The sequence below is a fragment of the Carboxylicivirga sp. genome, from assembly GCF_982718395.1.
The window spans coordinates 1-26,358 of the sequence record NZ_CEXQWX010000084.1 but is presented as its reverse complement, the minus strand read 5'-3'; the positions used below and the strand labels follow the sequence as shown (position 1 = coordinate 26,358).

Genomic DNA, 26,358 nt, shown 5'->3' with positions numbered 1-26,358 from the left:
TCCGATCTCAAGACGATATGGCAATCAATAGTGGATCAATAATCGTCTATATATGAGGTTTAATTACTTATCCGATGAATATTAACGATGTGTAAATATTCATCGGATAAGTAACTAACAATTCGTTACTAACATTACTTCCATTCAACAACGTGTCCACGATCGTTATGCAGCATTTCTTCAGGTACTGAAACTTTAACTGATTCTGAAAGTCGATCAAGCAACAAGCGCTTGTAAAAGGCTCGTGAATAAACCAAACTCACTTCACGAAGCGGAACAGGTGATTCAAATTCTTTTACCTGCTTATGCATATCGAAAGCCAGTTCCTCGGTAGCTAAACCAGGTAATAATGTATAACCCCCTTCAGTATCTACCATCTTACGAATGGTATCCAAAGAACCACTCTCAAAATGCAATGGTAGTTCAGAGCTCACATTCTCTTGCAACTCACATAGGTTTAGTACTTGTGATCGAAAACAATGTCCTTCATCCAACAACCATAAGCCCGATGATGTAAGCATATCCACCGTTAAAGTCTCAACTTTGTGCAACGAGTGATCAGGATGAGCATATATCAAAACATCTTCATAAAACAATGGCTGCTCGATAATATCATTTTCCTCCAATGGCGTTACTAATATTGCAGCATCCAATAAATCCTTTTTCAGCGCTTTTACCAGCTCTTCAGTAATCATCTCTTTAAAAGAGATATTGACCAAAGGATTATTCTTTTTGAAATGACCAACAAATAATGGCAGTAAATAGGGCGCCAGTGATGGTATAATACCAATATTCAAATTTCCTTCAATCCTTCCCGATTCTTCACGCACAATTTCTTCCAAACGATTGTACTCGTTAATAACAACTCGTGCCTGGTCAATAATCTTTTGTCCAACCGGTGTTGTTAATATGGGTTGCTTTGTTCTGTCAAATATAACGATGTCTAATTGTTCCTCAGCCTTTTTGATCTGCATACTCAAAGTAGGCTGTGTTACAAAGCATTTTTCTGCCGCAATGGTGAATTGCCTATAATTATCAACGGCCACCAAATATTCTAACTGCTGTAAATTAAGTCCAAGCATCTGAATTTCAGTTATTATAAATTAAATTGATGCAATATATAAAATTTATCTATTTGATTGATATTGTCGACACAGATATATTTGTAACAGAAATTAAAAACAAGAAAAACGATTTATTATGAAGACAATTAACGAACTTTTAGGACTTAAAAAACAAGAAAGCGAACAATTGATTAATGACCTTAATAATCTCCTTGCCAACTACCAACTATTTTACCAGAACTTGAGAGGCTTCCATTGGAACGTTAAAGGTGAAAAATTCTTTGAATTACACCTGAAATTTGAAGAACTATACAACGATGCAGTTGTAAAGATCGACGAGATTGCAGAACGTATACTAACCTTAGGTGGTACACCAATGCATGTATTTGCAGACTATATTGAAACAGCAGAAATACAAACTGCGAAAAACATTACAGATGGTAACCAGTGTATGGAACTGACATTGGAAAATATGGCAACGCTGGTAAAAGTCGAAAAAGCGATGTTACCATTAGCCCAGGAAGCTGAAGATGAAGGTACCTTAACTTTACTAACAGACTATATAAGCCAGCAAGAAAAAACAATCTGGATGTTACATTCATGGCTGACCAAATAAGCTTAAACTATTTTGATCTCAGAGAGCGCCTGATTTAATCGGGCGCTTTTTTCGTTTTTGAGAATTTCATATTCTTTTAAATTTGGCGACATTGCTTTAATCATTTTTCATATTTAGTAGAAATTCCCACTTCAATATGTATTTCACCCATTTTAAGCAAATATTCAAGTCAATCTTCAGTAATTATTCTATTTTTATTAGCCAAATTATAAATATAACGCAATGAAAACTGTTCATATAAGATGCCTCAATAATAATAAAGTTAGCTGTTACAAAATTGGCACAACTTTAGAAGAGGTTGCCAAAGACCTCGGTATCAAGCTTAAAACACCAATTCTAGGAGCATATGTCAACAATAAGCTTCGTGAATTATCATACGAGTTATACCATCCTAAGACAATTGAATTCATAGACATTACACGTCCTGATGGTATGCGCATGTACATCCGCAGTTTGTCTTTAGTCTTGCATAAAGTAGTTGCAGAACTATATCCCAAAGCTCAATTACGTATTGAGCATTCAGTTTCGAAAGGCACCTACTGCTCGGTTGAAGGTGAAGAATTAACTCTTGAAGATGTACAAGCGATACAAAACAGGATGAAAGTAATAATTGATTCTGACACCCCATTTATTCGCAGACAGGAGGAATCAGAAGATGTTATCAACCGCTTTGAAGAGCAAAATCAAACTGATAAGACAGATTTGATACGCCATCGTGGACAACTTTATACATCCTATCATCAGCTTGAAAAGCATATAGGATTGTACTATGGTTATCTGGTTCCTTCAACCGGTTATCTTAAAGTATTTGACCTTATCAAATACTATAATGGCATGCTGCTTCAAATACCCAAACGTTCACAACCGGATGAACTGGAAGACATTGTTGTTCAGAATAAGATGTTTGATATTTTCCAGGAATTTGCCGAATGGAACAAAGTTCTTAATGTTAGGAATCTTGCTGATATTAATGAATCATGTTCAAATGGTAAAGCCGAAACATTAATTAAAGTATCAGAGGCTTTGCATGAAAAGAAAATCGGGCACATAGCTGATATGATAGACGAACGAAAGAAGTCTGTTAAATTGGTTTTGATCAGTGGTCCGTCTTCGAGTGGAAAGACTACATTTGGTAAACGTTTAGCCATACAATTGATGGTTGCGGGCATGAAACCAGTCAACCTGTCCCTGGATAATTACTTTGTAAACCGCGAAAATACACCACTGGATGAAAATGGCGAATACGATTTTGAGGCCTTAAATGCATTGGACGTGGAACTGTTCAATGAGCAATTACTTAATCTTCTGGCTGGTAAAGAGGTAGAAATTCCAAAGTTTAATTTTGAAACTGGTCAACGCTATTTTGATGGAGAAAAACTACGGATGAATGAAGACAATATCCTTATTGTAGAAGGCATTCATGGCTTAAATCCACAACTGACACATCTGATTCCTGACCAGTCGAAATTTAAGATTTACGTTTCAGCGTTAACTTCAGTTAATATCGATAATCAGAACCTGATCCACACTACCGACAATCGTCTGATTCGCCGAATCGTTCGTGATTATAAATACAGAAATTATTCAGCACAAGATACTATTTCGCGTTGGCCAAGTGTACGTCGTGGTGAAGATGCTCACATTTTTCCATACCAAGAGGAAGCCGATGTGATGTTTAATACAGCCTTGCTATATGAATTGTCGGTTCTAAAGCAACAAGCTGAATCAATACTGCTGGAAGTTCAGCCAAATCAACCGGAGTATGCGGAAGCAAAGCGACTGCTAAATTTCTTTAGTTACTTTAAACCTATTCAACCAACTGAAATACCACCAACCTCAATCATCAGAGAGTTCCTGGGTGGTAGTAGTTTCAATTACTAATAAAATGTTAATATGTTGAAGCCTCTGTAATTAATGCCGGGGCTTCTTTATTAATCAATTTTAAAACTATTTAAAACCGGTAATGCTTGATTCCTGAAGTCAAAAAGTGCCTGATTTTCCCATGGTGAACCATCAGTCGCCTCTGTTCCTTTCCACGCAATCAATTCAGCGCCCCAATAGCAGAAGCCGGCGCCATATTCGGGATCTGAACTAATGTACTTAATGGCATCAACAAAATTTCGTTGTCCACTTTCAGATGCAGGATAATCGGGTAATATCAATTGCTCTTCTAAACCTACAATATTATTCGTCCAATCGTTCCAGCCAAGCGTAAAAGGATATGCAGTTTCTGCAATAAGCACCTTTTTATTATGATCGACATTCAACTTTTGCATTGTTGTACCTAACTCATCCAAATCCTTTCCGTGCCAAATCGGATAATACGATAATCCTATTAAGTCGTAATCTACACTTTGAGTTTGTTCATAAAACCAGACTGCTTCATCAATTCCTGCATAGTGAAGCATTATCTGTGTAGAATCAGAATTATCTCTAATGGCATCAATAGCAGTATTAAGCAACTCAATAAATTGTTTAGGTTGATTGATATGACCATGCGGATGCAAAAAACCATTATTTATCTCGTTTCCAACCTGAATAATAGTGGGTTTTAATTCGGTGATTAAGTGTTGAGTATATTTATATACACTATCAGTTAAATCGTGATAACTCACACCTTGCCATTGTTTTGGTAAAGTTTGCTGAGATGGATCTGCCCACTTGTCCGAATAATGAACCGTCAACCAAATGTCAAATCCCATTGATTTTAACAATTGAGAAAATTGCCTGACCTCTTCAAAACCTGAATGACCATCTTTTGGTTCAACCCAAAGTCGTAGACGAACGGTATTAACTCCACACACTTTAAGCATAGATAAAAAATCAACTGGTGTGCCATTAAAATCATAAAAAGAAGGATTGGTCTCCATGATTTCAGGATAGCGGGAAATATCCACAGCAGAAACGATCCATTCATCTTCTTTTGGTGTGTATTCCTTTGTCTCTTTTTTACAAGAGCTAATGGTGATAACAAGCAATATAACGGACAGCAAAATCCTCATAATAATACATCAATGAGTAAGCAGTACAAATATAATACTGATACTATAACTAATACATTGCTTTTTAATACATCCCGTTATTGTGAGCTATTTTATCAGGTATATGTTGAATTGCATCCCAATGTTCTATAATCTTGCCATTTGTATCAAAACGGAAAAAGTCCATAGTAACATATTCATCATTTCCCGGCCAGGTTTGGTGCGTATGCAAGGCTAGCAAATCACCCTCAGCAATGCAACGGATAAACTCGATTGATTTTTCTGGATATTCGCGCTGCATACGTTCGAAATACTCTATAAATCCAACTGTCCCGTCTGATACATCGGGATTATGCTGAATGTATTTTTCACCAACATACAATTCAACCGCCTTTGCTGGATTTCCTTCATAGGCCATTTTATAAAAGGCGATCGCGTTCGATTTATTGTCTTCTAAATTCATAAAACCTACTTTTTACAAATGACAAGTTCGAATAAAAAATCATCATCCGCTATAGTGTTAATTGATTTAGATAAGTCGGGTAAATTATGGATTTCTCAGATCAATAATGAGTCTGCAAGCATCAAAACCTGCAGACTCATTAATTAAACTCTAGTTATTAAACTAGTTCTAATGCATCTGAAATAGCAACCTTCAATGAAGTAGTTGGACGCCCAATCAATTTTGAAAGCTGATGACCATCTTCAAACAGATCTCCCTTTTCCGTAGAAACATGTGAGCCAGCCAAAAACTGAGCAAAAGGTTCAGGTAAGCCAGTCTTTATAAGCGCTTGTTCATATTCCTCTACAGGAAGATTGACATATGGAATATCTTTACCCGTTTGAACAGTTAGTTCTGCAGCAAAATCACTCATGGTGAAAGATGAATCACCTGCTAACTCATAAACCTTTCCCTCATGTCCTTCTGTTGATAAGACTTTTACCGCCGCTTCAGCATAATCAATACGGGTTGCTGAAGATATTTGACCATCACCTGAGCTACCATATAAAGTGCCCATCTTAATCACATCTGGAAGTGAAGCTGTATAGTTCTCGGTATACCATCCATTACGAAGTAAAACATGGGGTATGCCAGAGTCTTTTAATGCTTGTTCTGTCTCTAAATGCTCGCCAGCCAACGAAATAGTTGAAGTATTAGCTCTTAACAAACTCGTATAGGCAATAAACCTGACACCTACCTGTTTAGCTGCATTAATAACATTGGCATGCTGAACGGCCCGTTTACCAATCTCACTGCCCGATATAAGTAACAGTTTATCAATTCCTTTGAGAGCTTCACTCTGACCTTCAACTTGGTCGAAATCAAGTTTTCTTACCTCTACACCCAGATTTTCGGCTTTTTCTGGAGTTCGAGCTAATGCAACAATGTTTTCTGCACTTGTTTCTTCTTTAAGCTTCTCAATAACGATCTGTCCCAATTGACCAGTCGCCCCTGTAATTCCTATTTTCATATCTTACCTATAAATTAATTAATTGACCTTTTTGATTACCTTAAGTAATATACTTACTTTTGGTAAGTCAAAGCTAAAAAGAAACTGAATCACAAACAACAACTTACTTAACTTTCAGACACTTACCTTAAAGTAAGTATTATTACTAATCAGACAGATATGGAGAAAAAAATATTTGAAAAATTTACGAATGCAGGACACTGTCCTGTAAGAAATGTAGTAGACCGGATTGGAGATAAGTGGTCGATGCTGGTTCTGATGCTACTCGATGAAATTCCTGTATTACGTTTTAACGAGATACATAAATACATTGGAACTATATCGCAAAAAATGCTTACTGTAACACTTAAAGCTCTTGAAGCCGATGGGTTAATTAAGCGTACAGTATATCCACAAATACCTCCTAAGGTGGAATATGAATTAACTCCACGAGGCAAATCCCTTTTACCACATCTCCATCAATTAGCTGAATGGGCGAATACTCATATGGCAGATATAATAACTTCTCGTGAGAGTTTTAACAATAGCCTGAATAACTGACAAGTATTAAAATAAAAAGCAGCCATTCCTTTGTATGGAAATGACTGCTTTTCTCACATTTACCCTATTTATTAAACTAACCTCTCAACGATTAAACAACAAGATTGTAATCTTGTCTTGCCACCAATAGTTATTGCTTCAATTCAGACACCTTAACAGTCCAAACATGCTTGCATGGTGGTTTTCTTTGTAATTCCTTTGGTATAATGACCTTAAAGCCTTCATCGACTTTTTTCCATTTTAATGGCTTATTATATCCCAGAAGCTTAACCTGAGCTCCTTTTGCTGGTTGATGCGAGGCAACTATAATCTCAGAAGGCATTGAAACCTCACCTTTATCACACATATAGAAAAAGTATGCATTCCCATTTTCTTGCTGAGTCATACAGATATTATCCTCCTTATATGGAGCCATGGCTTTGCTATTGTATATACCTTCGCTGTTAACCTTCATCCACTTCGCATATTCTTCAAGCAACTCATAGGCACCCGGTTGCCATTCACCTTCTGGCGTTGGAGCAATATTCAACAAAAGGTTTCCGCCTTTGGCCACAATATCAACAAGCATCTGCACTCCTTCATGCCCACTCATGTACTTAGCATTTTTTGTATGCGACCAACCACCGCCTGAGATAATGCATGATTCCCACGGATATGGTAACTCTTTCTCTGGCACACGATTTTCTGGTGTCAGGTAGTTTTGGTTTTTACCGTGAACTGCCCTGTCTACAACAATTAATCCTGGTTGCTTTTTCCTCATTTTAACCACTAACTCATCAATCTTAATATCCTGATTGATTATGCGGTGTTTTAAATAACCATTTTCATTATTCTTTAGTTGTGCATCGTACCAACTGGTAATTTGACTCTTTGGAGTTTTGGCTACCCAGCCACCATCGAGCCACATAATATCAACCTTACCATAATCAGACACTAACTCTAACATTTGGTTATGGGTGAAATCTATGTATTCCTGCCACCTTTCGGGGTTAGCTTCCGGCTCATAATTCACATTACGGTCACGTGGCGGGTACTTAGGATCCCAGTAACTTTCCACATGCCAATCGGGCTTTGAAAAATAGGCTCCGGCCCACATTCCTTTATCTCTGAATGCATCAAAAATCTCTTTGGTAACATTACTTTTGGGATGACTTGAAAACGGACAATCTGGTGCTGTGATCTTATAATCGGTGTACTTACTATCGAACATACAGAAGCCATCGTGATGCTTGGTTGTAAAAACAACATATTTCATACCGGCTTTTTTGGCAGCATCGGCCCATTTATCTGGATTGAAGCTTTTAGGATTAAACGTTTTGATTAACCCTTCGTATTCCTGCTTATATGCAAAATAGTTATCCGGATTGGTACCTGCTGTTCGTCTGCACCAACCATATTCTTCGGGACATAAAGACCATGACTCAACAATGCCCCATTGGCTATATGAACCCCAGTGCATTAACAGGCCAAATTTTAAGTTCTGCCATTCTTTAACCTTTTCTAAAACTAATGGATCAGTTTCCGGTACGTATCTTTCATCCTCATAGATTGCCTGAGAAAAAGAAAGCAAGTGAAAGCTAACAAGTAGTACTAACAGACTAATGTTTTTCATGATTTGGAATTTGACGTTAGATAATGAACGGCAAGGTATACATTTCAACATACACATTATCACAGAAACAAAGAGCAATTAGGGGTATAAATGTTCGCTTTTAATTGTGTTTGTTCAGAACACTCTTTATCAACAACAATTCACTTACGAAAAGCTTCGATTCATACAGTCAACTATAAAAAAACAAGCATATAAAACCCCAAATCTATTAACGTTTTATGCACCAACTATTAAAATAAACATCTTAATCGGCGATCACGAACCACCTCCTTGATTTTGAGGTTTGAATGGGAGTCAATAAAACAACTAACCCACTATGCGTAAATGCATAGTGGGTTATTAAAAAACATAAATACTTAATTATAGCTTTAAGCTAACAAATCCTTCATTCCAAAGGCAGTCAAAAATCCGGCATATTGCTCCGCCACCTGCTTATTGGCACTTTCAATAAACTCACCAGTCATTGCATCTACAACAGTTCTCAGTGGGCGCTTGCTTTTGGGTGTGTCAATTAAATGGAGTACAGCATCGGCCACCATCTGTGGATTAGGCTTGACTGTTTCAAACATCTGCCCCATACCTTCACCAATTTGCTGTGGAATTTTGGCCAAATCGCCATAACCTTCAGCTACATTCTGATCTGAACCATAAGCTACTTTTCCAAATATCTCTGTCGGGAATGCTCCTGGCTGAACCAACACAACATCCACACCCAGAGGTCGTACTTCGTAATGCAATCCCTCAGTCAGGCCTTCAACAGCAAATTTAGTTCCGTTGTAAATGGTCATAAACGGAGCCGAGAAGCGTCCCAAACCACTCGAAATGTTTACAATTAAACCTTCACCTTGTTTGCGCATCTGCGGTAGACTGGCTTTAGCAACCCGCCAAACACCTTTTACGTTCACATCAAACATCTTCTCAAGATCATCGGCTGTATATGTCTCAGCAACACCACCTCCGTAGAATCCAGCGTTATTAACCACTACATCCAACTGACCTTCTTTTGCGATAACATTGGCAACAACCTGCTTTACACCTTCACCATCTGTTACATCGAGCTCAACTACGTTGATGTTTTCAACAGCTGATAACTCTTTTGCCTTTTCAGCATTTCTGCCATTAATGTCTCTGATAGTGGCATAAACTGTATAGCCCTTTTCCGCACAAGAACGTGCGGTCAGATAACCAAATCCGCTATTAGTGCCTGTAATCAGCACAACTTTTTTTTCCATATGTATAATATTTTGCAATTAAGAAATTCATTCATAAAGCAAAACAGCAGCCATGGTTGTTTGTTCAAAACCAAGAACATAGAACACCTTCCGCAAATCAGGTGATTTCGACAATAAGTATCTACAACTCTACTGAACTCTCCGAAACAGGATCACTTGGCTTATATTCATATGGTAACCAATCGGCTACTCGTTGCAGAGCCATTTTTCCACTCCACTTGATTCCGGGATTAAAAAAACCTGTTTTATCAAAATAGACAGGAGAATTAATAAATTCAATCAGGCTTCTGCTATTTTCATAACTAATCAATAGCTTCCCCGAGTATTCAAGAAACTTATTAAAACTCTTATCCATTTGTACAATCTCTGGTGTAGAAAGTAGCGTATAATCTGTGTTTCGAATTCTAAAAGCCGAAGCTTCCAGACCTTCAAACCAAAGTACTCTGAAAAAATGCATGCGTGAACCATTATAACTGGCTTGTCGGCGATGTTTAAAAGCTTGTTTTCCATCTGCAGCAACAGATAAATCTTCTTCAAATATCATATTACCGGTAAAAAAAGTAGCACCGTCTTTTTTATAATATTCAAATTTATCAAGGTAGTAGTTGATTTTATATCCCAAAGCCCGATTTACAACAACTAACGGTTTGGATGTAAAAGCTTTTACAGTGTCCTTATCCGAATAATAGTTAAAAGTAATATCCTCTTCATTGAGAATCTCGCATTTCTCAGCATTGGTCGTAGTTCCCAAAAACTCTTCCTTAAACAAACGCAGATAACGCCTTCTTTTGCGCTCAAGCGATTCTGCCGAAACAGTTGCATCTTTTAATTCATATATTTTTGGCTGAAGACGAATAACTAAAGGTATTGAATCGCTGTAATTGTGTTCATTGTGCGAGTAATATCCTATCGCACTAATGGTTATTGGCATTTCGCTGCTTTTCTTAACATTCAATTGGAAGTAGCCTTTGTCATCCGTTGATGTTCCTATAAAAGTACCGTTGAAATACACGGTTGCAAAACAAATTGGTTGATTACTTTCCTTATCTAATACACGACCGGTTACTTCCTGCGCATTTGATGCTAAGCAAATATGAAGCAGAAAAAATAATTGCATTATTGGTTTCACAGCTGGGTTAGGTTTGATTATGAAACTGCTTATACTTATAATTCGTATCTCATTTACACTATACTTTTTGGCTCTTTGTCTTCCTGAATTTCTTACGATACTCCTTATCCATTTTCTCAGTTGCATATTGCACTATTAACCGGCCGCATTGATCCTTCCATTTCAGTAAAAAAGTTTCGATACTTTCAGGATGTTTCTTCCATAAGCCACGTAATAAGGTGCCAATACCTTTTTGCACATATTCCGACTGATCCAGCATTAGAGGCTCTATTGTTGAAAGGGCATCTCCGGGCTGCAGGTCTTTTTTGAGTAACTCGACTAAAGTAACCGGTACAACCCGCCTTTGCCATTCTGATTCTGATTTATTCCAGGACTTTAACTCATCAAAACCAATAACATTATCAATAAGAAAGCTTGAAAAAACCAACATGCACAAAACATCGGTGGTGGCCCAATTATCAATTCCGTAATCGAACCAATTACCAATTCTCGTAAAGGCTTCCTTGGTGTAAGCGTCTCGTTTTGAATGAATAAATGCGATGACGAATGATTTTTCTTCGTAACGACCTTTTTGAAAGATCAAATCTCCAAGATCCAAATAATTTTCCAAGGTCATCTCATCTTTCCATTGCTCAATCCATTGATCTCTCTGCTGCTCAAAAACCTTTTGTTCGATGCCGTAACCATCAAAGCCCTCTTTAAAATACCTGCTGTATTTCTTTATTATCTCTGTGCTGGAATTAGCCTTACAAAAGGCTGTGATTTCGTTGAATTTTTCGTTTATCATTTTATGGGATATTTGGTTATTTAATTGCTCGTTAGTTTTTAGTCAGAAGACAGCAATACAATTGATAATCAACAAACAATCATTGCTTAAAGTGCAAGTTATTATAATTTGTAGTAACAAATAATCTTTTACTTTAAAAATTCCAATGAACAATTACATTTCCCATGATAATGAATACAATTAAAAAGTTTTATAGATATCAGAACAACTACCTCACTCCGGATGCTTTATATCCCTTTTTTAATGATCCAATTAGCTGTCAGGACTAATATTCTGGTTCATTCTAAACAAATTCTTAGGATCCCACTTTCTTTTACATTCCACCAATCGTTTCCATACTTCACTTGTGTAAGCTTCTTTGACCCGGTCTGCTCCTTCTGCACTTAAGAAATTTACGTAAACACCTTTAGCAAATGGCTGGGTTGCCTGATGAAACTCACGAGCCCATTCAATGGCCTTTTCGTCACCTTTGGCATCTTGCCAGCGTGTGTGAATATTAAGAACGAATGGTGTATTTCTGTGTGGGAATGCTGTGGCATCAGATTGAATCCGGCTTGGAGCCCCCTCCATGTGAGGAACAAAAATCTCACATTCTTTACTTGGCATAGTTAGCGCATACTCCTTAAACGCATCGATGCAATCATCAGACAGTTCTGTTAAATGATGCGATTTCCAATAATTGCGGGCTCCATGTTCCACTAATCCATCAAATGCAGATTGCCAATCTGTCCATCGGTGCATGCCGCTTCCGTCTCCCAGAGTTTCACCAAAGTCACGAATAGGTTGAAGAAGTTTTTGCCCTTTTTCAGGATCACCTAACCATACAAATGGTAAAATAATAACCAACTGGCCATGGACTGATTCGGGAAGAAATGGTAAAGGCAGAGCATGGCGAATTACCATCCACATGGTCATTTCATCAGGCATTGTTCGAATATACTCTCTGTGAAACTGAATATATTCTTTCATGTTTCCAAATCCTTTCACAATGGGGCCCGATAGTACTTCAGTTCCAATTTCTGCTGCCTTAAACTCAAAATTTGTAACAATACCGAAGTTGCCACCGCCACCCTTTATAGCCCAAAACAAGTCGGAATTCTCCGATAAGCTGGCCGTTACTACTTTACCCTCTGCAGTTACTATCTCAGCTGAGATTAAATTGTCAATTGTAAGTCCGTACTTTCTGCTTATCCAGCCAAATCCACCACCAAGAGCCAGACCACCGACCCCTGTATGTGATACTATCCCGGCAGAGACAGCAAGACCGTACTTTTGGGTTTCGGCATCAACAGTACTAAGTAAACAACCTCCCTGAACTTTAACAGTGTTATTATTAGTATTAACCTTAACTTCCTGCATCAGGGATAGATCAATCATAATTCCACCTTCGCAAACCGCTGTTCCAGCAGAATTATGCCCACCTCCCTTAATGGCGATAATAAGATCATTATCCCGTCCGAAATTCACTGCATTCATCACATCGCCTGTATTGGCACATCGCACAATAACGGCAGGTCTTTTGTCAAATATACCGTTCCATATGGCTCTTGCATCATCATAGCCTGAATCACCAGAAAGTAATACATCGCCAATGATTTGAGCCTTCAGCTCATCAATTTTATTATCCTTCAGTTCCATCTTGTAAGAGTTTAATAAATTAACTCCTACAAAGTTGCAACGTAGAGCTCCCGAAAAAAAACACTATTGAATCAAAACCTGAAACAATTGATTCAAACTTACTTTCGAGGCTCATCAGGAATGTTGCCTTGCAAATAAAGTTGGTTGAATGTGATATCTCTTCTTAAATACTTTAGCAAAATAAGTTGAACTATTGAAACCTAAACCATAAGCTATTTCAGCAATTGTACACCCATCCTGAATGATTCGGTTAAGAGACTTACGTAAGCGCATTTCTTGTATAAGCTGATTTGGGGCCATGCCAGTTAAGGATGATATTTTCCGATAAGCCTTAGATTTGCTATGCCCCAATATGGAAGGTAATGAGCTGCTTTTAAAACTGGCATTGTACAAATTACTTTCCAACGCAGTATATAAATGATATAGAAATTTAAACTCCTCGTTTCCTACAACATAGAAAACTGTTTGTTGTATCGCAGAAGGGGTATGTTCTTTTTGCGAAAGAGTCTTTGTTTCCGCATCAATATAAATGGTGTTTAATAAGCCCAGTGCACATAAGTGCCTGACTTTTTGCTTTGTTTCTTCAAACAGATTATCTCCCTTTTCGTCTACCGGCCTTCCGCTGGCCAAGGCCATAACAAATTCAAAATCATCCGGTATCGGTGTTAATGCTTTTTTGATGGCCTTGGAGCAGTTTATGGCATCTGATGCAAAAATAAATGTAGCCATTACTGCATTGTTGGGCTGCACAATTAAAACACCATTATGTTGTTCTATTATCTTATTAACAATATTAACGTAACGACTAAAATTCCCTTTGACATCTATGTAGTTCATTAATAAAATTGTGCGATACCCGGTGTCAATTTCTCCTGCCTCTGTTTGAGCTAAATCATTATGGTCCTTACCAATGCCCAGATAAAGGTTATATTCATCATCAGATACTTCGATGATGTTACACGCGGTATTGCCATGCGATTGCTTATGTACCTCATTACATGCTTCCTTATCCGGCCCTTCCATAAGACAGAATATTGTTTTCGCATCAACATTCACCCAATATTTTAGTTGCTTAACGCCAAATTTGTCTTGTATTGCCAAATCTTCCATATGCGCCTTAACAACGTCTTCTACAGTAAATGCATCTGAATCTACTGTATGAATATCCATAAACAAAGGCATATATCTTAAAATTGATTTCGTTTAAATGAAACAAGAGCTTAAATCAAAAAGGTTAAACTCATTCTTTGATAAGGCTAGAGATATTAATTGTATTTAGCTGGAATTACCAGCTACCTTTCAAAAGGTACACCCTCTAAAATACTTCAATTAAACAAGTTCCGCAAGACACTCAACTTATTCTATAATCCAGAGGTTATAAAATGTTCACAAGATCTATACAATTGACTGCCATTGAAAAAAATAATAACTTCGACCTTATATAACTACAAAAACCAGAACTTAACCTGAACAAACCAACTATAATAAAACACACTAATCTCTAATCACTAAACATTAAACTCAATTTTTGTGCGTTCCAACATTTTAATTACCCTCCTGTTTGTTACCATACAATTAAGTTCTCAACAGACTGATACCGTTCCTCCCTCTAAATTCAACATACTTAGTATTGGTTTCCTTAACGATTCCAACAATGGAGCACTGGCCCCTAATAAGGATGATTACCGAACAATGGGGTTTGATTTGAGGTATAACCACAATAATAATCTTTTATTTGAATCATGCTACTCGGGCATGACCAACAGAAGTATAGGAAATCCTTTAAATGAAGGACGTCTGGATGAGTTACTAATACGAGCGAACTACAAAGTTTTTGAGAAACATCAGATCGGTTTTTACCCGACTTTGGGAATCGTATTAAGCGGTGATCTTGGTGGCGAGGATTTGCAAAACAGCGTACATGAAGACGTTGACGAACCATTGGTATTCCTGCCCTACGATTATGAAAGTATTAAGGTGTCAGCTTTAGCAGGCATTATGGTCAAGCATAATTACCAGATCAATCCAACACACCTTTTATCAGCCAGCAACCACTTAGATTTTTACCATGCCAGCCGTTATTCTACATATATTAATATTGGATCAAGTCTGATTTATGGCCATGCAACCAGCAACTACCTTGCATTTACCCTGGCCTATCAAAGCAATAATATGTATGGCTCTACAACCACAAAAGCTATTTCAGCCAAAGAAACCGGTTTGAAGCTTAGCTTTTCACAAAATGTTGCTTTTTTCACTTTAAGCTATGATATATTCCCCACAACAAAATACGGTTACGGAAGAATTGGTATTAATCTATTGAATACCGGCGATCAACAGGAGTATGCCTCTAATGATTTAATGGTTGACTTTAAAGCTTTAACCGACAGAGGTGGCTATTACTCCAATTATAAATGGCAACTGTTTACAATTATGGAGCATCCCATTAATTCGTCACTGGGATACATGTACGGCACATATACCACAAAAACCATTGCCTCACACCCGTTTGCCCGTGGACAGTATTTGCAGGCTAACCTGGGAATTGAAACTTACCTGATTGATATCCGCCCTAAATTCCAGATCAATCCTTACCTGGGACTTGGATTGGGTTATAAAAACGAATCAACCTTTTCGGGAGATGACCCAAGCATTGAAACACAGCATAGCGGATCACCCCTGGCCTATTTTGAAGGTGGTATCCGAATTGGCGGACCAATTAAATTTATCTCGAAAAGCGCATTACTTGGATTTCTTATCGGTGATATTTATACCATCCCGTTCTCGCCAAAAGATCAGATGGTTTATGACCAGACACTTGAATTCTTAAGACCAGACAACCAATTCTACATTGGATTTAGTTTTTCAATGGATATGTAAAGCAATAGTTTGTTAGTTGTTAGTCTTAGTCAGTAGGCAGTAGTTTAAATCGTCAAAATGAACCAAAGGATAAAACTTAAACAGTTTCTTATTACCTTTAGCGGTTCAAAATTTGGTATCACGATTTGGGCAGACCCAATTAAGCTTGAATAAGCAATTATGGAGAATACACACAACCTGGTTATTATACCCACCTACAACGAAAAAGAAAATATTGAAGCCATCATCTCTGCTGTGTTCGCTTTACCCCGACGCTTCGAAATATTAATAATTGACGATAACTCACCCGATGGAACTGCTGACATTGTTAAGCGACTGATGGAATCGCACCAGGGTCAGCTACACATATTGGAACGTGAAGGTAAACTAGGATTAGGCACGGCCTATATAACCGGATTTAAGTGGGCCAAGGAACATGGTTACGACTATATTTTTGAGATGGATGCCGACTTCTCACATCCGCCAAAAGACTTAATTAGTTTGCACGATGCTTGCCTTAACGGAGCTGATCTGGCCATTGGCTCACGATATATATCAGGTGTTAATGTAGTTAACTGGCCAATGGGACGGGTGCTTATGTCTTATTTCGCATCGGTTTATGTGCGCTTTATTACCCGCATGAAAATAATGGACACGACTGCCGGCTTCAAGTGCTACAGTCGAAAAGTACTGGAGACCATCGATCTGGACAATATTAAATTAAAAGGTTACTCATTCCAGATTGAAATGAAATTTACCACGTGGAAGTTTGGCTTTAACATTGTTGAAGTACCAATCGTATTTACAGACCGTACTCAGGGCACTTCTAAGATGAGTGGCGGCATCTTTAATGAAGCTGTATGGGGTGTTATTAAAATGAAAGTTGCGAGCTGGTTCAAATCTTATAAGCGCTAATTGAATTGTAGATGTTTGATTTGTTAAGAAGCAGGTTTGGGTTATGGATTTTAGTTCTATTTATTAAGACCTTTGTCACTGACTAAACTTAAAACTCAAAACTTTGAACCCTAACCCCCGAACACTGAACCCTAAATACTAAACCCATCAACCTCTCAACTGTTAAACTCATAAACTAAAAAAACACAATATGTCGACGCTATTAATAAAGGATGCCACCATCATTAACGAAGGCAAAAAAATGAATGGTAGTGTTTTAATCGAAAACGATCTGATCAAGCAAATCATTACAGATAATAATCTACCTGAAGCAGATAAAGTGATTAATGCCGAAGGCCTGCTACTACTGCCGGGAGCGATCGATGACCAGGTGCATTTTCGTGAGCCGGGACTGACACACAAGGCAAATATTGAAAGTGAATCAAGAGCTGCGGTAGCAGGTGGGATCACATCGTTTATGGAGATGCCTAACACCAAACCACAGGCAACAACTCATGAAATTCTGGAAGAGAAATACAAAGTAGCGGCAGCTACATCTCCAGCCAACTACTCGTTTTATCTGGGTGCAACTAACGACAATATTGATGAAATCCTAAAAACCGATCCTAAAAAAGTTTGTGGGGTGAAAGTTTTTATGGGCTCATCGACAGGAAATATGCTGGTTGATAATGAAGATATTCTGGGACGCATCTTTGCCGAATGTCCGACCATTATCACCACCCATTGTGAGGATGAGGCAACAATACAGGAGAATACCACTATTTATAAAAACAAGTTTGGCGAGGATATGCCATTTAAATATCACCCGGTGATTCGTTCTGCTGAAGCATGTTATAAATCTTCGCAGAAAGCATCTGAGCTGGCACGTAAACATGGAGCCCGACTACATATCCTGCACCTTAGCTCGGCTGAAGAGTTAGAGTTACTGGATAAAAATATGCCGTTAACTAAGAAAAAAATAACAGGTGAAGTTTGTGTGCATCATCTTTGGTTTACTGATGAGGACTACGATAAATATGGCTCACGAATTAAATGGAATCCGGCGGTAAAATCAGAACGTGACCGCAATGCTCTGCGAAAAGGCTTAATCGCAGATAATCTGGATGTAGTTGCAACCGATCATGCACCTCATACCATCGAGGAGAAAAACAACAAATACTTTAGTGCACCTTCTGGTGGTCCGTTGGTACAACATGCCTTAGTTTCGATGCTTGAAATGGTTCAGCAAGGCATTTTTACTTATGAACTAGTTGTTGAGAAGATGAGCCACAACCCGGCAATTTTGTTTGAAATTGAGAAACGCGGCTTCATTCGCGAAGGTTATAAAGCCGATCTTGTTTTGGTTGATCCAAATAATAGCTGGGAGGTTAAACCTGACAACATTCTGTATAAGTGTGGCTGGTCACCTTTTGAGGGTACAACATTCTCACACAAAGTAGTTCACACTTTGGTGAATGGACAGCTTGCTTATACTGATGGGAAAGTTAATACTGAGACCAGAGGTGAGCGCCTAAGTTTTGACAGGTAATTAAAATAAATTATAATGAACAACTCGAAATATATAAAGCACATGGTCATTGCGGCTATGTGCTTCTTTGTTGCTTTACAAGCCTGTAAGCAAAGTCCTAAAACCTCCTCAATCTCCGGAAATGATGTTACCGGTATTTGCGTAGCCGACACCATTATCTACCCGGTTTTAATCAAAAATGCTGATCCTAATGACACTTGGACAGAGCAATGCCTGAGTCGTCTGGAACGTGAAAAATTTGTTGATCAACTTTTTAATGTTGTATATAAGCATAAGGCCAAAGCATATAGTTACAATAATCATAAAGAGTTGTCAATCTCTGAAGTAAAAGACATTGAACAACAAGCTGATTTCAGTCGTGATAAAGTGGCTAAGGTTCAGTTTTGGGAAACCTGGCATTTTGATGAACAAGAGCTTATCATGACTAAAAAAGTGCAGGCCGTATTATTGGCTTATGAATACTTATCTGAAGATGGTGAGTTGAGAGGTTATAAGGCGGCGTTTTATGTGAAGTTGAATTAAACACCTACTCTCACAACACCTTGATCACCTGTCGATTACAGCAAACACCAACAATCTTAAGTGTCATTTCGACTTAGATCAATCCCCCTAAAATCGATTAACTTAAAGCTCCATCTAAACAACCCCCCCTTCACCAAGGGGGAAATTTTATTTTTCGATGACTTAAACACTCTTTCTTATTTAGAAAGAGAACAAATATAGGTTGATGTTATTGGAAAAGTGTTTCAGAGGAATTGACCAACATTAAAACATCCACTCCGAAGCCTTCAACACATATCGGGCTGTTTTGCGGCTCACCTGCGAATCCACAACCTCTTTACCTTTCAGCATCTCTTCGATTGCGGTTTCAGTATAATGACGGATCGTAACCAACTCCATATTTTCATTATAACGCACATCAAACTGTTGCTGTAATTCTTCAATGACAGCTTTAATACGTTTCGATTCATCTACACAAACCGAAAAATTAAGAGCTGATGTTTGCATCATGTTTAGCTTCACCCGATGTTTGGAGAAAATCTGGAAAATATCGCTCAGACTCTCTTCAATAATAAATGAGAAATCCTTGGGCGACATAGAAATCAATATCTGGTTACGTTTCAAAACGTAAATTGGTTGGAGTTCAGCATTTTGTTCGCTGCTTTGAATAACCGTACCTTGTTTCTCAGGATTGATAAAGGAATTAACCAACAAAGGAATATGCTTGTTCTGCAGAGGTTTTAAGGTTTTAGGATGAATAACCTGGGCACCATAGTAAGTCAATTCGATGGCTTCCCAATACGATAACTCATCAATCTTCCTGGCTTGCGGATACCATCGGGGATCAGCATTCAGAACCCCAGGCACATCTTTCCAAATCTCAAGGCTTTTTGCATCCAAAACATGAGCAATAATAGCGCCTGTAAAATCCGATCCTTCCCGTCCCAAAGTAGTTGTCAGGTTCGTTTCTGTTGATCCAATAAACCCTTGGGTTACAAACAAACGATTTCCATTACCTTCAATTTTAGCCCCCATTAACTCCCCGGTCAATGGCCAGTCTACATTTGCACTTCTGTAGGTATCATCGGTCCGGATATATTTTCTAATGTCCAGCCATTCATTATTTAATCCGACTGTATTTAGGTAAGAACTTACAATTGTGGTACTCATCAATTCGCCAAAGGGCACAATCTGATCATATTCAAAATCGTAATTAAGCGACGGTTCGCTCATCAGCTTAGCCTCCAGCTGATCTTTTAACGAAGTAATACATTGATTACCTATACCAAACAAATCATTAACAATTTGTTGATGATAGTTATTGACTGCTGCCAATCGCTCAACAAGCAAGGCTTTATCCCGGTTCATATAAGCTTCAACAATCGCTTCCATAGCATTGGTTGTCTTGCCCATGGCCGATACAACCACAATCAACTGCTCATCATACTGCTTAACAATCTGAGCCAGGTTTTTAACCCCTGCAGCATCTTTTACCGACGCACCACCAAACTTAAATACTCTCATGCCATAAATTTACATCTTCGCTTGGTTTCGCAAAAACCAACAAAAGAAAAATACACTTTCAATTTATAACTTTTTCCTTTCGGCGCACAACAAGTGAGTCTTGTCATTGTTATCAATCAAAGCTTTAGTTTATCTTTCAAACTATAATCTAATACCAATATTCATGACAAAATTTGAAGTTACCACCCTGAACGAATTTATTCTGAAAAGCCAGATGGAGCTGGATTATAAAGCAGATGGCGGCTTTTCTCACATGCTTCATCACCTGGGTACTGCGGCAAGAATCGTAAATCGCGAAGTTAATAAAGCAGGACTAGTAGACATTTTAGGCGAAGCGGGCAACACCAATGTACAGGGTGAAGATCAGAAAAAGCTGGACGTTATTGCTAACGAGTACTTTATTGATGCTATGCATAGTTGTGGAGAGATTTGTGCTATTGCATCCGAAGAAAATGAGAGCTTTATCTTCTTTGATGATGAGATTGCCAAAAATGCAAAATATGTATTTATGATGGACCCGTTGGACGGCTCTTCCAACATAGACGTTAATGTTTCAATCGGCACCATTTTCTCAATATACAAGCGGAAAACGCCCGAAGGCTCGAAGGCTACAATGGAAGATTTTCTGCAAAAAGGAACAGAACAGGTAGCATCAGGTTACATTCTTTATGGTAGCTCAACAATGTTGGTGTATACTACCGGAAATGGTGTTAATGGTTTTACGCTCGATCCTTCAATCGGTGAGTTTTGCTTATCGCACCAAATGGTAAAAACACCAGAAGACGGAACCATCTATTCGGTAAACGAAGGTAATTACAAGAAATTCCCAAGAGGCGTTAAGAAATATATTAAATACTGCCAGGAGAGAGATACAAAAACCAGTCGTCCTTATTCTTCCAGGTATATTGGTTCGTTAGTATCTGATTTCCATCGTAATCTGCTAAAAGGCGGAATATTCATTTATCCTGAATTTGAAAATGCTCCAACAGGAAAGTTGCGTTTATTGTATGAGTGTAATCCTATTGCCTTTTTAGCTGAACAGGCCGGAGGAATGGCTACTAACGGCGTACAGCGCATTATGGAGTTACAACCATCGTCACTTCATCAGCGAACACCGTTTTATACCGGTTCGAAAAACATGGTACAAAGGGTAGAAAACTATCTGAAAAAATACGGTAACAACAGTTAATAGATACGCGTTTTATATACTCAGAAACAGGTCTTCAAAGCTTTACGGCTCGGAGGACCTGTTTTTTTTTGATTATCAACTGAGTTTCCCCTCCTCATAATTTTCAATTACTTTTGCCCAAAATCGGATAATGTGGAGATAAATCAGATACTGGAGTTTTATAAAAACGATGAACGAATTGAGCAACTTAGAAGTCAGCTCAGAGAATCCAACAAGCAAATCAACCTTAAAGGATTAAGTGGAAGCCAAAAAGCTGTTATTCAGGCTTCGCTGGCAAATGAAGGACCTCACCTTGTAGTGCTTAACGATCGTGAAGAAGCTGCTTATCTTTATAACGACATTTCTCAACTACTTAGCTCCAGTCATGTATCTTTTTTACCATCCTCCTACAAACGTTCGCCGGAATATGGTCAAAAGGATTCACAAAATGTGCTGCTTCGAACGGAGGCTTTAAGCCAGCTTCACAGCTCTAATAAGGAGCTTTTTGTCATCACCTATCCTGAGGCTCTAGTTGAAAAAGTTATTTCGGCCGAATCACTGGACGAAAACCGATTGATTATTAACGCTGGCGATCAATTGGATATTTCATTTATCACCGACGTATTGACTGAATATCATTTTCAACGGGTTGATTTTGTTTTTGAACCGGGGCAGTATTCGGTTCGCGGAAGCATCATTGATGTTTACTCGTTCTCAGATGAAGATCCATATCGCCTCGACTTCTTTGGTGATGAAGTTGACAGCATTCGTAAGTTTAACCTGGAAAACCAGCTATCAAAAGAAAAGCTTGAACAAGTCACCATTGTACCTAACCTGACGGAGAATCAAAACTCCCAATTGCTGACTTCTCTTTCTGATTATCTGCCGAAAAATTCAAAAATATGGGTTGACAGGTTTGATTTTATCGACCAGCGAATGACGGTAATAGCTGATAAAATAAGTAAGCAGACCATTGACGTTAATGAGGAAGAGGATGACAAAGACTATAGTTTTCTGTCTCCGGAAAACACCTGCTCCTTTAAAGATTTTTATAAGAGCTGTTTGAACTTTCCAATTGTTACATTAGGCAATTCTGCTTCTGATAATGCTACAACTGTTATTGAGTTTAATTCAGCACCTCAACCTGTCTTTCACAAGAATTTTGAGATACTCGAAGAAAACCTGAAGGAGAAACAGCGTGAGCAATATGAATGTTTTATTCTTTCCGATAACCCTCGCCAGTTTGAACGTCTCAAAGCCATCTTTCATGATCGGGGCATCAAACTGAAATACGATGAAATCAATCATAGCCTTCATGAAGGTTTTATTGACCATGATGCTCAATTCTGTTTTTATACCGATCACCAAATATTTGAACGTTACCACAAGTTCTCCCTTCGGACTGAAAAAGCCAAAGCAGCTCAACAAGCTATCTCATTGAAAGAATTAAGTCGTCTTAATCCGGGCGACTTTGTGGTGCATATCGATCACGGTGTTGGTCGATTTGGCGGACTGGTGACACAAACTGTCAACGGCAAACACCAGGAGGCTATCCGTCTTGTGTATCGGGACAATGATGTTTTGCTGGTCAATATTCATTCATTACACCGCATCAGTAAATTCAAAGGTAAAGAAGGCACTCCTCCCAAAGTGAATAAATTGGGTACCGCCGCCTGGCAAAAGCTGAAAGACAAAACCAAGAAAAAAGTAAAGGACATTGCCCGTGAGTTGATTGCCCTATATGCCAAACGTAAGTCTGAACCAGGATTTACCTACTCACCGGATACTTATCTGCAAACAGAACTGGAAGCTTCCTTCTTTTTTGAAGATACGCCTGATCAAACCAAAGCCACAGTTGCTGTTAAAGGAGATATGGAGAAATCAACTCCTATGGATCGTTTGGTATGTGGTGATGTTGGTTTTGGTAAGACTGAAATTGCCATTCGTGCTGCCTTTAAAGCCATTGCCGACAATAAACAAGTAGCTGTACTGGTACCAACAACCATATTAGCCTTGCAGCATTACCAGACTTTTAAGGAACGTTTAAAAGAATTTCCAGCCAATATCGATTATGTCAGTCGTCTGCGTAAATCCAAAGACACAAAAGCAGCTCTTAAGAAACTGAAAGAAGGTCTGGTTGATATATTAATCGGCACACATCGTCTCACAGGTAAAGATGTGGAATTTAAAGATCTGGGATTGCTCATTATTGATGAAGAACAACGTTTTGGAGTAGCTATAAAAGAAAAACTAAAACAGTTAAAAATTAATGTTGATACATTAACACTTACGGCTACTCCTATACCCCGAACTCTGCAATTTTCACTGATGGGGGCCCGTGACTTGTCCATCCTTAATACGGCACCTCCCAACCGTCATCCGATTATTACAGAGTTGCATGTGATGAATGAAGAAATTGTAAAAGAGGCCATCCTATATGAAGTAGAAAGAGGCGGCCAGGTTTTCTTCATTAATAACCGGGTTCAGAACATCATGGAAGTACAGGCATTGGTGAATCGCATCTTACCGGAAGTTAAAACCGTTGTAGCCCACGGACAAATGGAAGGGCCTAAACTGGAAAAAATAATGCTTGACTTTATTGAGGGAGAATATGATGTTTTAATTGCTACCACCATTATCGAATCAGGTCTGGACATTCCAAATGCCAATACCATTATTATCAACAATGCGCATAACTTTGGACTGAGTGAATTGCATCAGCTTCGTGGACGTGTAGGCCGTTCAAACAAAAAGGCATTTTGTTATTTAATGGCACCCCCATTATCAACTTTAACGCAGGAAGCACGACGGCGACTGAAGATTGTTGAAGAATTTTCTGATCTGGGCAGCGGCTTTAACATTGCTATGCAGGATTTGGATATCCGCGGAGCCGGTGATGTACTGGGTGGTGAACAAAGTGGTTTTATCTCTGATATTGGTTATGAAACCTACCAGCGCATTCTTAACGAGGCCTTACTTGAACTCAGAGAGACCGAGTACAAGGAAACTTTTGAAGAAGAACACCACAATAACAACACACCAGCTGTTTTTGTAACCGACTGTTTGATTGAAACAGATACTGAACTTCGATTGCCTGACAGCTATATTGAAAATGTGGCTGAGCGGATGCATTTGTATCGCGAACTGGATAATATGGAAGAAGAAGAGGATCTGGTTAATTTCGAAAATAATTTGGTAGATCGATTCGGACCGATACCAGAATCCGGTCAACGCTTGTTTGAATTGGTGCGTATTCGTCGAATGGCTAAACAACTTGGTGTTGAGAAAATCATCTTCAAAAATAATCTGTTGTATTTCTATTTTGTTTCGAACCAGGAATCACCTTTTTACCAATCTCCTGTGTTTAGTGGTGTATTAATGTGGATTCAGCATAACTCTAAAAAAGCAACAATGAAGGAAGGAAAAGAAAAGCTTTATCTGGTGATGAGAGATGTGAAATCGATTAAGGAAGTAAAAAGTACAGTGAGTGAGATGTTTGAAACGATTATTACCACTTAATAATTATTGAAGCATATAGATTAGTTCATAAACCTTGTCACTAGCGTCTAAAATCTTATGGGCGGTAAAGTTCACTTTTTCAGACCCTTTAATATAGTTTACACCTTCTTTTTTATCAGTCTGTTCAAACACATCGCTTAATTGAGTGATTCGCTGCCCTTGCATATCTGTACCTTCAAACAACGGATGCTGTGCAACAGCTTTTATTTTTTGTCGTGCATCAGTAATAAAAAATGGTTGCCCGATCTGACTTAAATATTTAAGCAAAAGATCACTGCGCTTTTGAGCATACACGATTTTGGAGTTATCAACCAATGTTACCTGAAGTGACTTTTTCTTATTAAAGATAATTGAAGCTCCTGATATCTGTGCAAAGAATGATTGCCCGTGAACATCTCTCATGGCAACATCTACACTCTCAAAACCAATTCCTTTTTCATGGAACTCATTCAATAATCTCTCCACCGTCGCCTTGTCCTTTTCTTCTATATAATTAATATATGGAGACATTAAGACATCTTCCATGTAATGCGTCTTGAATAAATCCAAAGCCAGATTATTCAAGTACTGCACACGCCCATGTTGCAAAACCATCAACGGCATTGATGCCTCACTGATAAACTGACGATACCCTCTTTCACGCTCGCGCTGTTCCTGATCGACTTTATGCTTATAAAAGGCTAAATCAATCGCAATACCCAGTTCCTTCTTCTTAACAGGCTTTACCAGGTAACCATATGAATTTGAAACAATAGCCCTTTTTATCGTTTGGCTACTTGTATCCGATGATACATAGATAACCGGAATATCCAGCTCGCGACGTAACTGCTCGGCTGTCTGAATTCCATCCATCTCACCCTCCAGATGTATATCCATCAAAACCACATCAGGTCTTAATCGATGACAAAGGTCCACAGCATCCCTTCCGTCGGCACATTTACCAATTAACTCGTGCTCCAGTTCACGAAGAAACATTGTAAATATCGCCGAGATAAACTTATCATCTTCAACAACAAGGACTTTTCGCATAAAATATTCTGAATTTTAAAACAGGCTACAATCTGTTTTGTATCTTTGATGCCTGTTTTTTTGGTAAAACGAATTTTTGATCATTTTGCAAAGTGAATTTAGTTATAGATAGGGGAAATACACAGGTAAAACTTGGGATTTTTGACCAGTGTCAGCTTATACGTTCCGACTACTTCGATTTTCTTGATAAAAAAATCATTTCAGAGTTGTCAATTAGTTATAATATAGATCGGATAATTGTATC

Annotated in this window: 21 protein-coding genes; 9 read left to right on the top strand and 12 right to left on the bottom strand. The window is 38.3% G+C overall.

Annotation, left to right across the window (positions count from 1 at the left end; translation table 11 throughout):
• Nucleotides 1-134: 134 nt before the first annotated feature.
• Nucleotides 135-1,082 carry a hydrogen peroxide-inducible genes activator gene (locus tag AC4MRQ_RS15420; protein WP_491198588.1) on the bottom strand — a complete coding sequence of 316 codons (948 nt, stop codon included), beginning with the start codon at nt 1,080-1,082 and terminating at the stop codon, nt 135-137.
• Nucleotides 1,083-1,200: 118 nt separating this feature from the next.
• On the opposite strand from AC4MRQ_RS15420, the gene AC4MRQ_RS15415 reads away from it, so the two are divergent.
• On the top strand, nt 1,201-1,680 hold the full coding sequence (locus AC4MRQ_RS15415) for a Dps family protein (protein WP_491198587.1): 480 nt from the start codon (nt 1,201-1,203) through the stop codon (nt 1,678-1,680).
• A gap of 222 nt (nt 1,681-1,902) precedes the next feature.
• Nucleotides 1,903-3,561 carry a uridine kinase family protein gene (locus AC4MRQ_RS15410; RefSeq protein ID WP_491198586.1) on the top strand — a complete coding sequence of 553 codons (1,659 nt, stop codon included), beginning with the start codon at nt 1,903-1,905 and terminating at the stop codon, nt 3,559-3,561.
• 50 nt (nt 3,562-3,611) lie between these two features.
• Here the strand turns inward: AC4MRQ_RS15410 and AC4MRQ_RS15405 are convergent, their stop codons facing one another.
• From AC4MRQ_RS15405 to AC4MRQ_RS15395, 3 genes are all read right to left on the bottom strand, one after another.
• Entirely contained in the window at nt 3,612-4,682 is a 1,071-nt protein-coding gene (locus AC4MRQ_RS15405) for a glycoside hydrolase family 53 protein (RefSeq protein ID WP_491198585.1), read from the bottom strand.
• A gap of 64 nt (nt 4,683-4,746) precedes the next feature.
• Nucleotides 4,747-5,124 (bottom strand): nuclear transport factor 2 family protein, encoded by a 378-nt coding sequence (locus tag AC4MRQ_RS15400; protein ID WP_491198584.1) that lies wholly within the window; start codon nt 5,122-5,124, stop codon nt 4,747-4,749.
• A 157-nt stretch (nt 5,125-5,281) separates the two neighbouring features.
• Nucleotides 5,282-6,133: an SDR family oxidoreductase gene (locus tag AC4MRQ_RS15395; protein WP_491198583.1), complete on the bottom strand. Its 852-nt coding sequence runs from the start codon at nt 6,131-6,133 to the stop codon at nt 5,282-5,284.
• Between the two features lie 159 nt (nt 6,134-6,292).
• On the opposite strand from AC4MRQ_RS15395, the gene AC4MRQ_RS15390 reads away from it, so the two are divergent.
• Entirely contained in the window at nt 6,293-6,673 is a 381-nt protein-coding gene (locus AC4MRQ_RS15390) for a winged helix-turn-helix transcriptional regulator (protein WP_491198582.1), read from the top strand.
• Nucleotides 6,674-6,803: 130 nt separating this feature from the next.
• Here the strand turns inward: AC4MRQ_RS15390 and AC4MRQ_RS15385 are convergent, their stop codons facing one another.
• The 6 genes from AC4MRQ_RS15385 to AC4MRQ_RS15360 form a co-directional block, all read right to left on the bottom strand.
• Nucleotides 6,804-8,285, bottom strand: a complete 1,482-nt coding sequence (locus AC4MRQ_RS15385) for an alpha-L-fucosidase (protein WP_491198581.1) — start codon at nt 8,283-8,285, stop codon at nt 6,804-6,806.
• A 368-nt stretch (nt 8,286-8,653) separates the two neighbouring features.
• On the bottom strand, nt 8,654-9,517 hold the full coding sequence (locus tag AC4MRQ_RS15380) for an SDR family oxidoreductase (protein ID WP_491198580.1): 864 nt from the start codon (nt 9,515-9,517) through the stop codon (nt 8,654-8,656).
• 121 nt (nt 9,518-9,638) lie between these two features.
• Nucleotides 9,639-10,646, bottom strand: a complete 1,008-nt coding sequence (locus AC4MRQ_RS15375) for a carboxypeptidase-like regulatory domain-containing protein (protein ID WP_491198579.1) — start codon at nt 10,644-10,646, stop codon at nt 9,639-9,641.
• Between the two features lie 58 nt (nt 10,647-10,704).
• Entirely contained in the window at nt 10,705-11,433 is a 729-nt protein-coding gene (locus AC4MRQ_RS15370; RefSeq protein ID WP_491198578.1) for a DNA alkylation repair protein, read from the bottom strand.
• Between the two features lie 252 nt (nt 11,434-11,685).
• Nucleotides 11,686-13,071, bottom strand: coding sequence for an FAD-binding oxidoreductase (locus AC4MRQ_RS15365; RefSeq protein WP_491198577.1), 1,386 nt, complete (start codon nt 13,069-13,071; stop codon nt 11,686-11,688).
• A 114-nt stretch (nt 13,072-13,185) separates the two neighbouring features.
• Nucleotides 13,186-14,241, bottom strand: coding sequence for a nickel-binding protein (locus AC4MRQ_RS15360; protein WP_491198576.1), 1,056 nt, complete (start codon nt 14,239-14,241; stop codon nt 13,186-13,188).
• Nucleotides 14,242-14,601: 360 nt separating this feature from the next.
• Between AC4MRQ_RS15360 and AC4MRQ_RS15355 the strand changes: the two genes are divergently transcribed.
• The 4 genes from AC4MRQ_RS15355 (at nt 14,602) to AC4MRQ_RS15340 (ending at nt 18,895) form a co-directional block, all read left to right on the top strand.
• Nucleotides 14,602-15,951 carry a hypothetical protein gene (locus tag AC4MRQ_RS15355; protein ID WP_491198575.1) on the top strand — a complete coding sequence of 450 codons (1,350 nt, stop codon included), beginning with the start codon at nt 14,602-14,604 and terminating at the stop codon, nt 15,949-15,951.
• Between the two features lie 159 nt (nt 15,952-16,110).
• Entirely contained in the window at nt 16,111-16,845 is a 735-nt protein-coding gene (locus AC4MRQ_RS15350; RefSeq protein WP_491198574.1) for a polyprenol monophosphomannose synthase, read from the top strand.
• A 190-nt stretch (nt 16,846-17,035) separates the two neighbouring features.
• On the top strand, nt 17,036-18,373 hold the full coding sequence (locus tag AC4MRQ_RS15345; protein WP_491198573.1) for a dihydroorotase: 1,338 nt from the start codon (nt 17,036-17,038) through the stop codon (nt 18,371-18,373).
• 15 nt (nt 18,374-18,388) lie between these two features.
• A complete protein-coding gene (locus AC4MRQ_RS15340) occupies nt 18,389-18,895 on the top strand; it encodes a hypothetical protein (protein ID WP_491198572.1) in 507 nt (168 codons plus the stop codon).
• A 243-nt stretch (nt 18,896-19,138) separates the two neighbouring features.
• Here AC4MRQ_RS15340 and AC4MRQ_RS15335 read toward each other — a convergent pair whose 3' ends face one another.
• The gene (locus AC4MRQ_RS15335; protein ID WP_491198571.1) at nt 19,139-20,398 is read right to left on the bottom strand and encodes an aspartate kinase; all 1,260 of its coding nucleotides are present in this window, start codon (nt 20,396-20,398) and stop codon (nt 19,139-19,141) included.
• A 163-nt stretch (nt 20,399-20,561) separates the two neighbouring features.
• Here AC4MRQ_RS15335 and fbp point away from each other — a divergent pair, with 163 nt between their 5' ends.
• Together fbp and mfd are read left to right on the top strand one after the other, a co-directional pair.
• Nucleotides 20,562-21,587 carry a class 1 fructose-bisphosphatase gene (gene fbp / locus AC4MRQ_RS15330; protein WP_491198570.1) on the top strand — a complete coding sequence of 342 codons (1,026 nt, stop codon included), beginning with the start codon at nt 20,562-20,564 and terminating at the stop codon, nt 21,585-21,587.
• Nucleotides 21,588-21,719: 132 nt separating this feature from the next.
• The gene (gene mfd / locus AC4MRQ_RS15325) at nt 21,720-25,085 is read left to right on the top strand and encodes a transcription-repair coupling factor (protein WP_491198569.1); all 3,366 of its coding nucleotides are present in this window, start codon (nt 21,720-21,722) and stop codon (nt 25,083-25,085) included.
• A gap of 3 nt (nt 25,086-25,088) precedes the next feature.
• Here the strand turns inward: mfd and AC4MRQ_RS15320 are convergent, their stop codons facing one another.
• Complete coding sequence (locus tag AC4MRQ_RS15320; protein WP_491198568.1) at nt 25,089-26,114, bottom strand: response regulator; 1,026 nt, start codon at nt 26,112-26,114, stop codon at nt 25,089-25,091.
• Nucleotides 26,115-26,358: the final 244 nt, after the last annotated feature.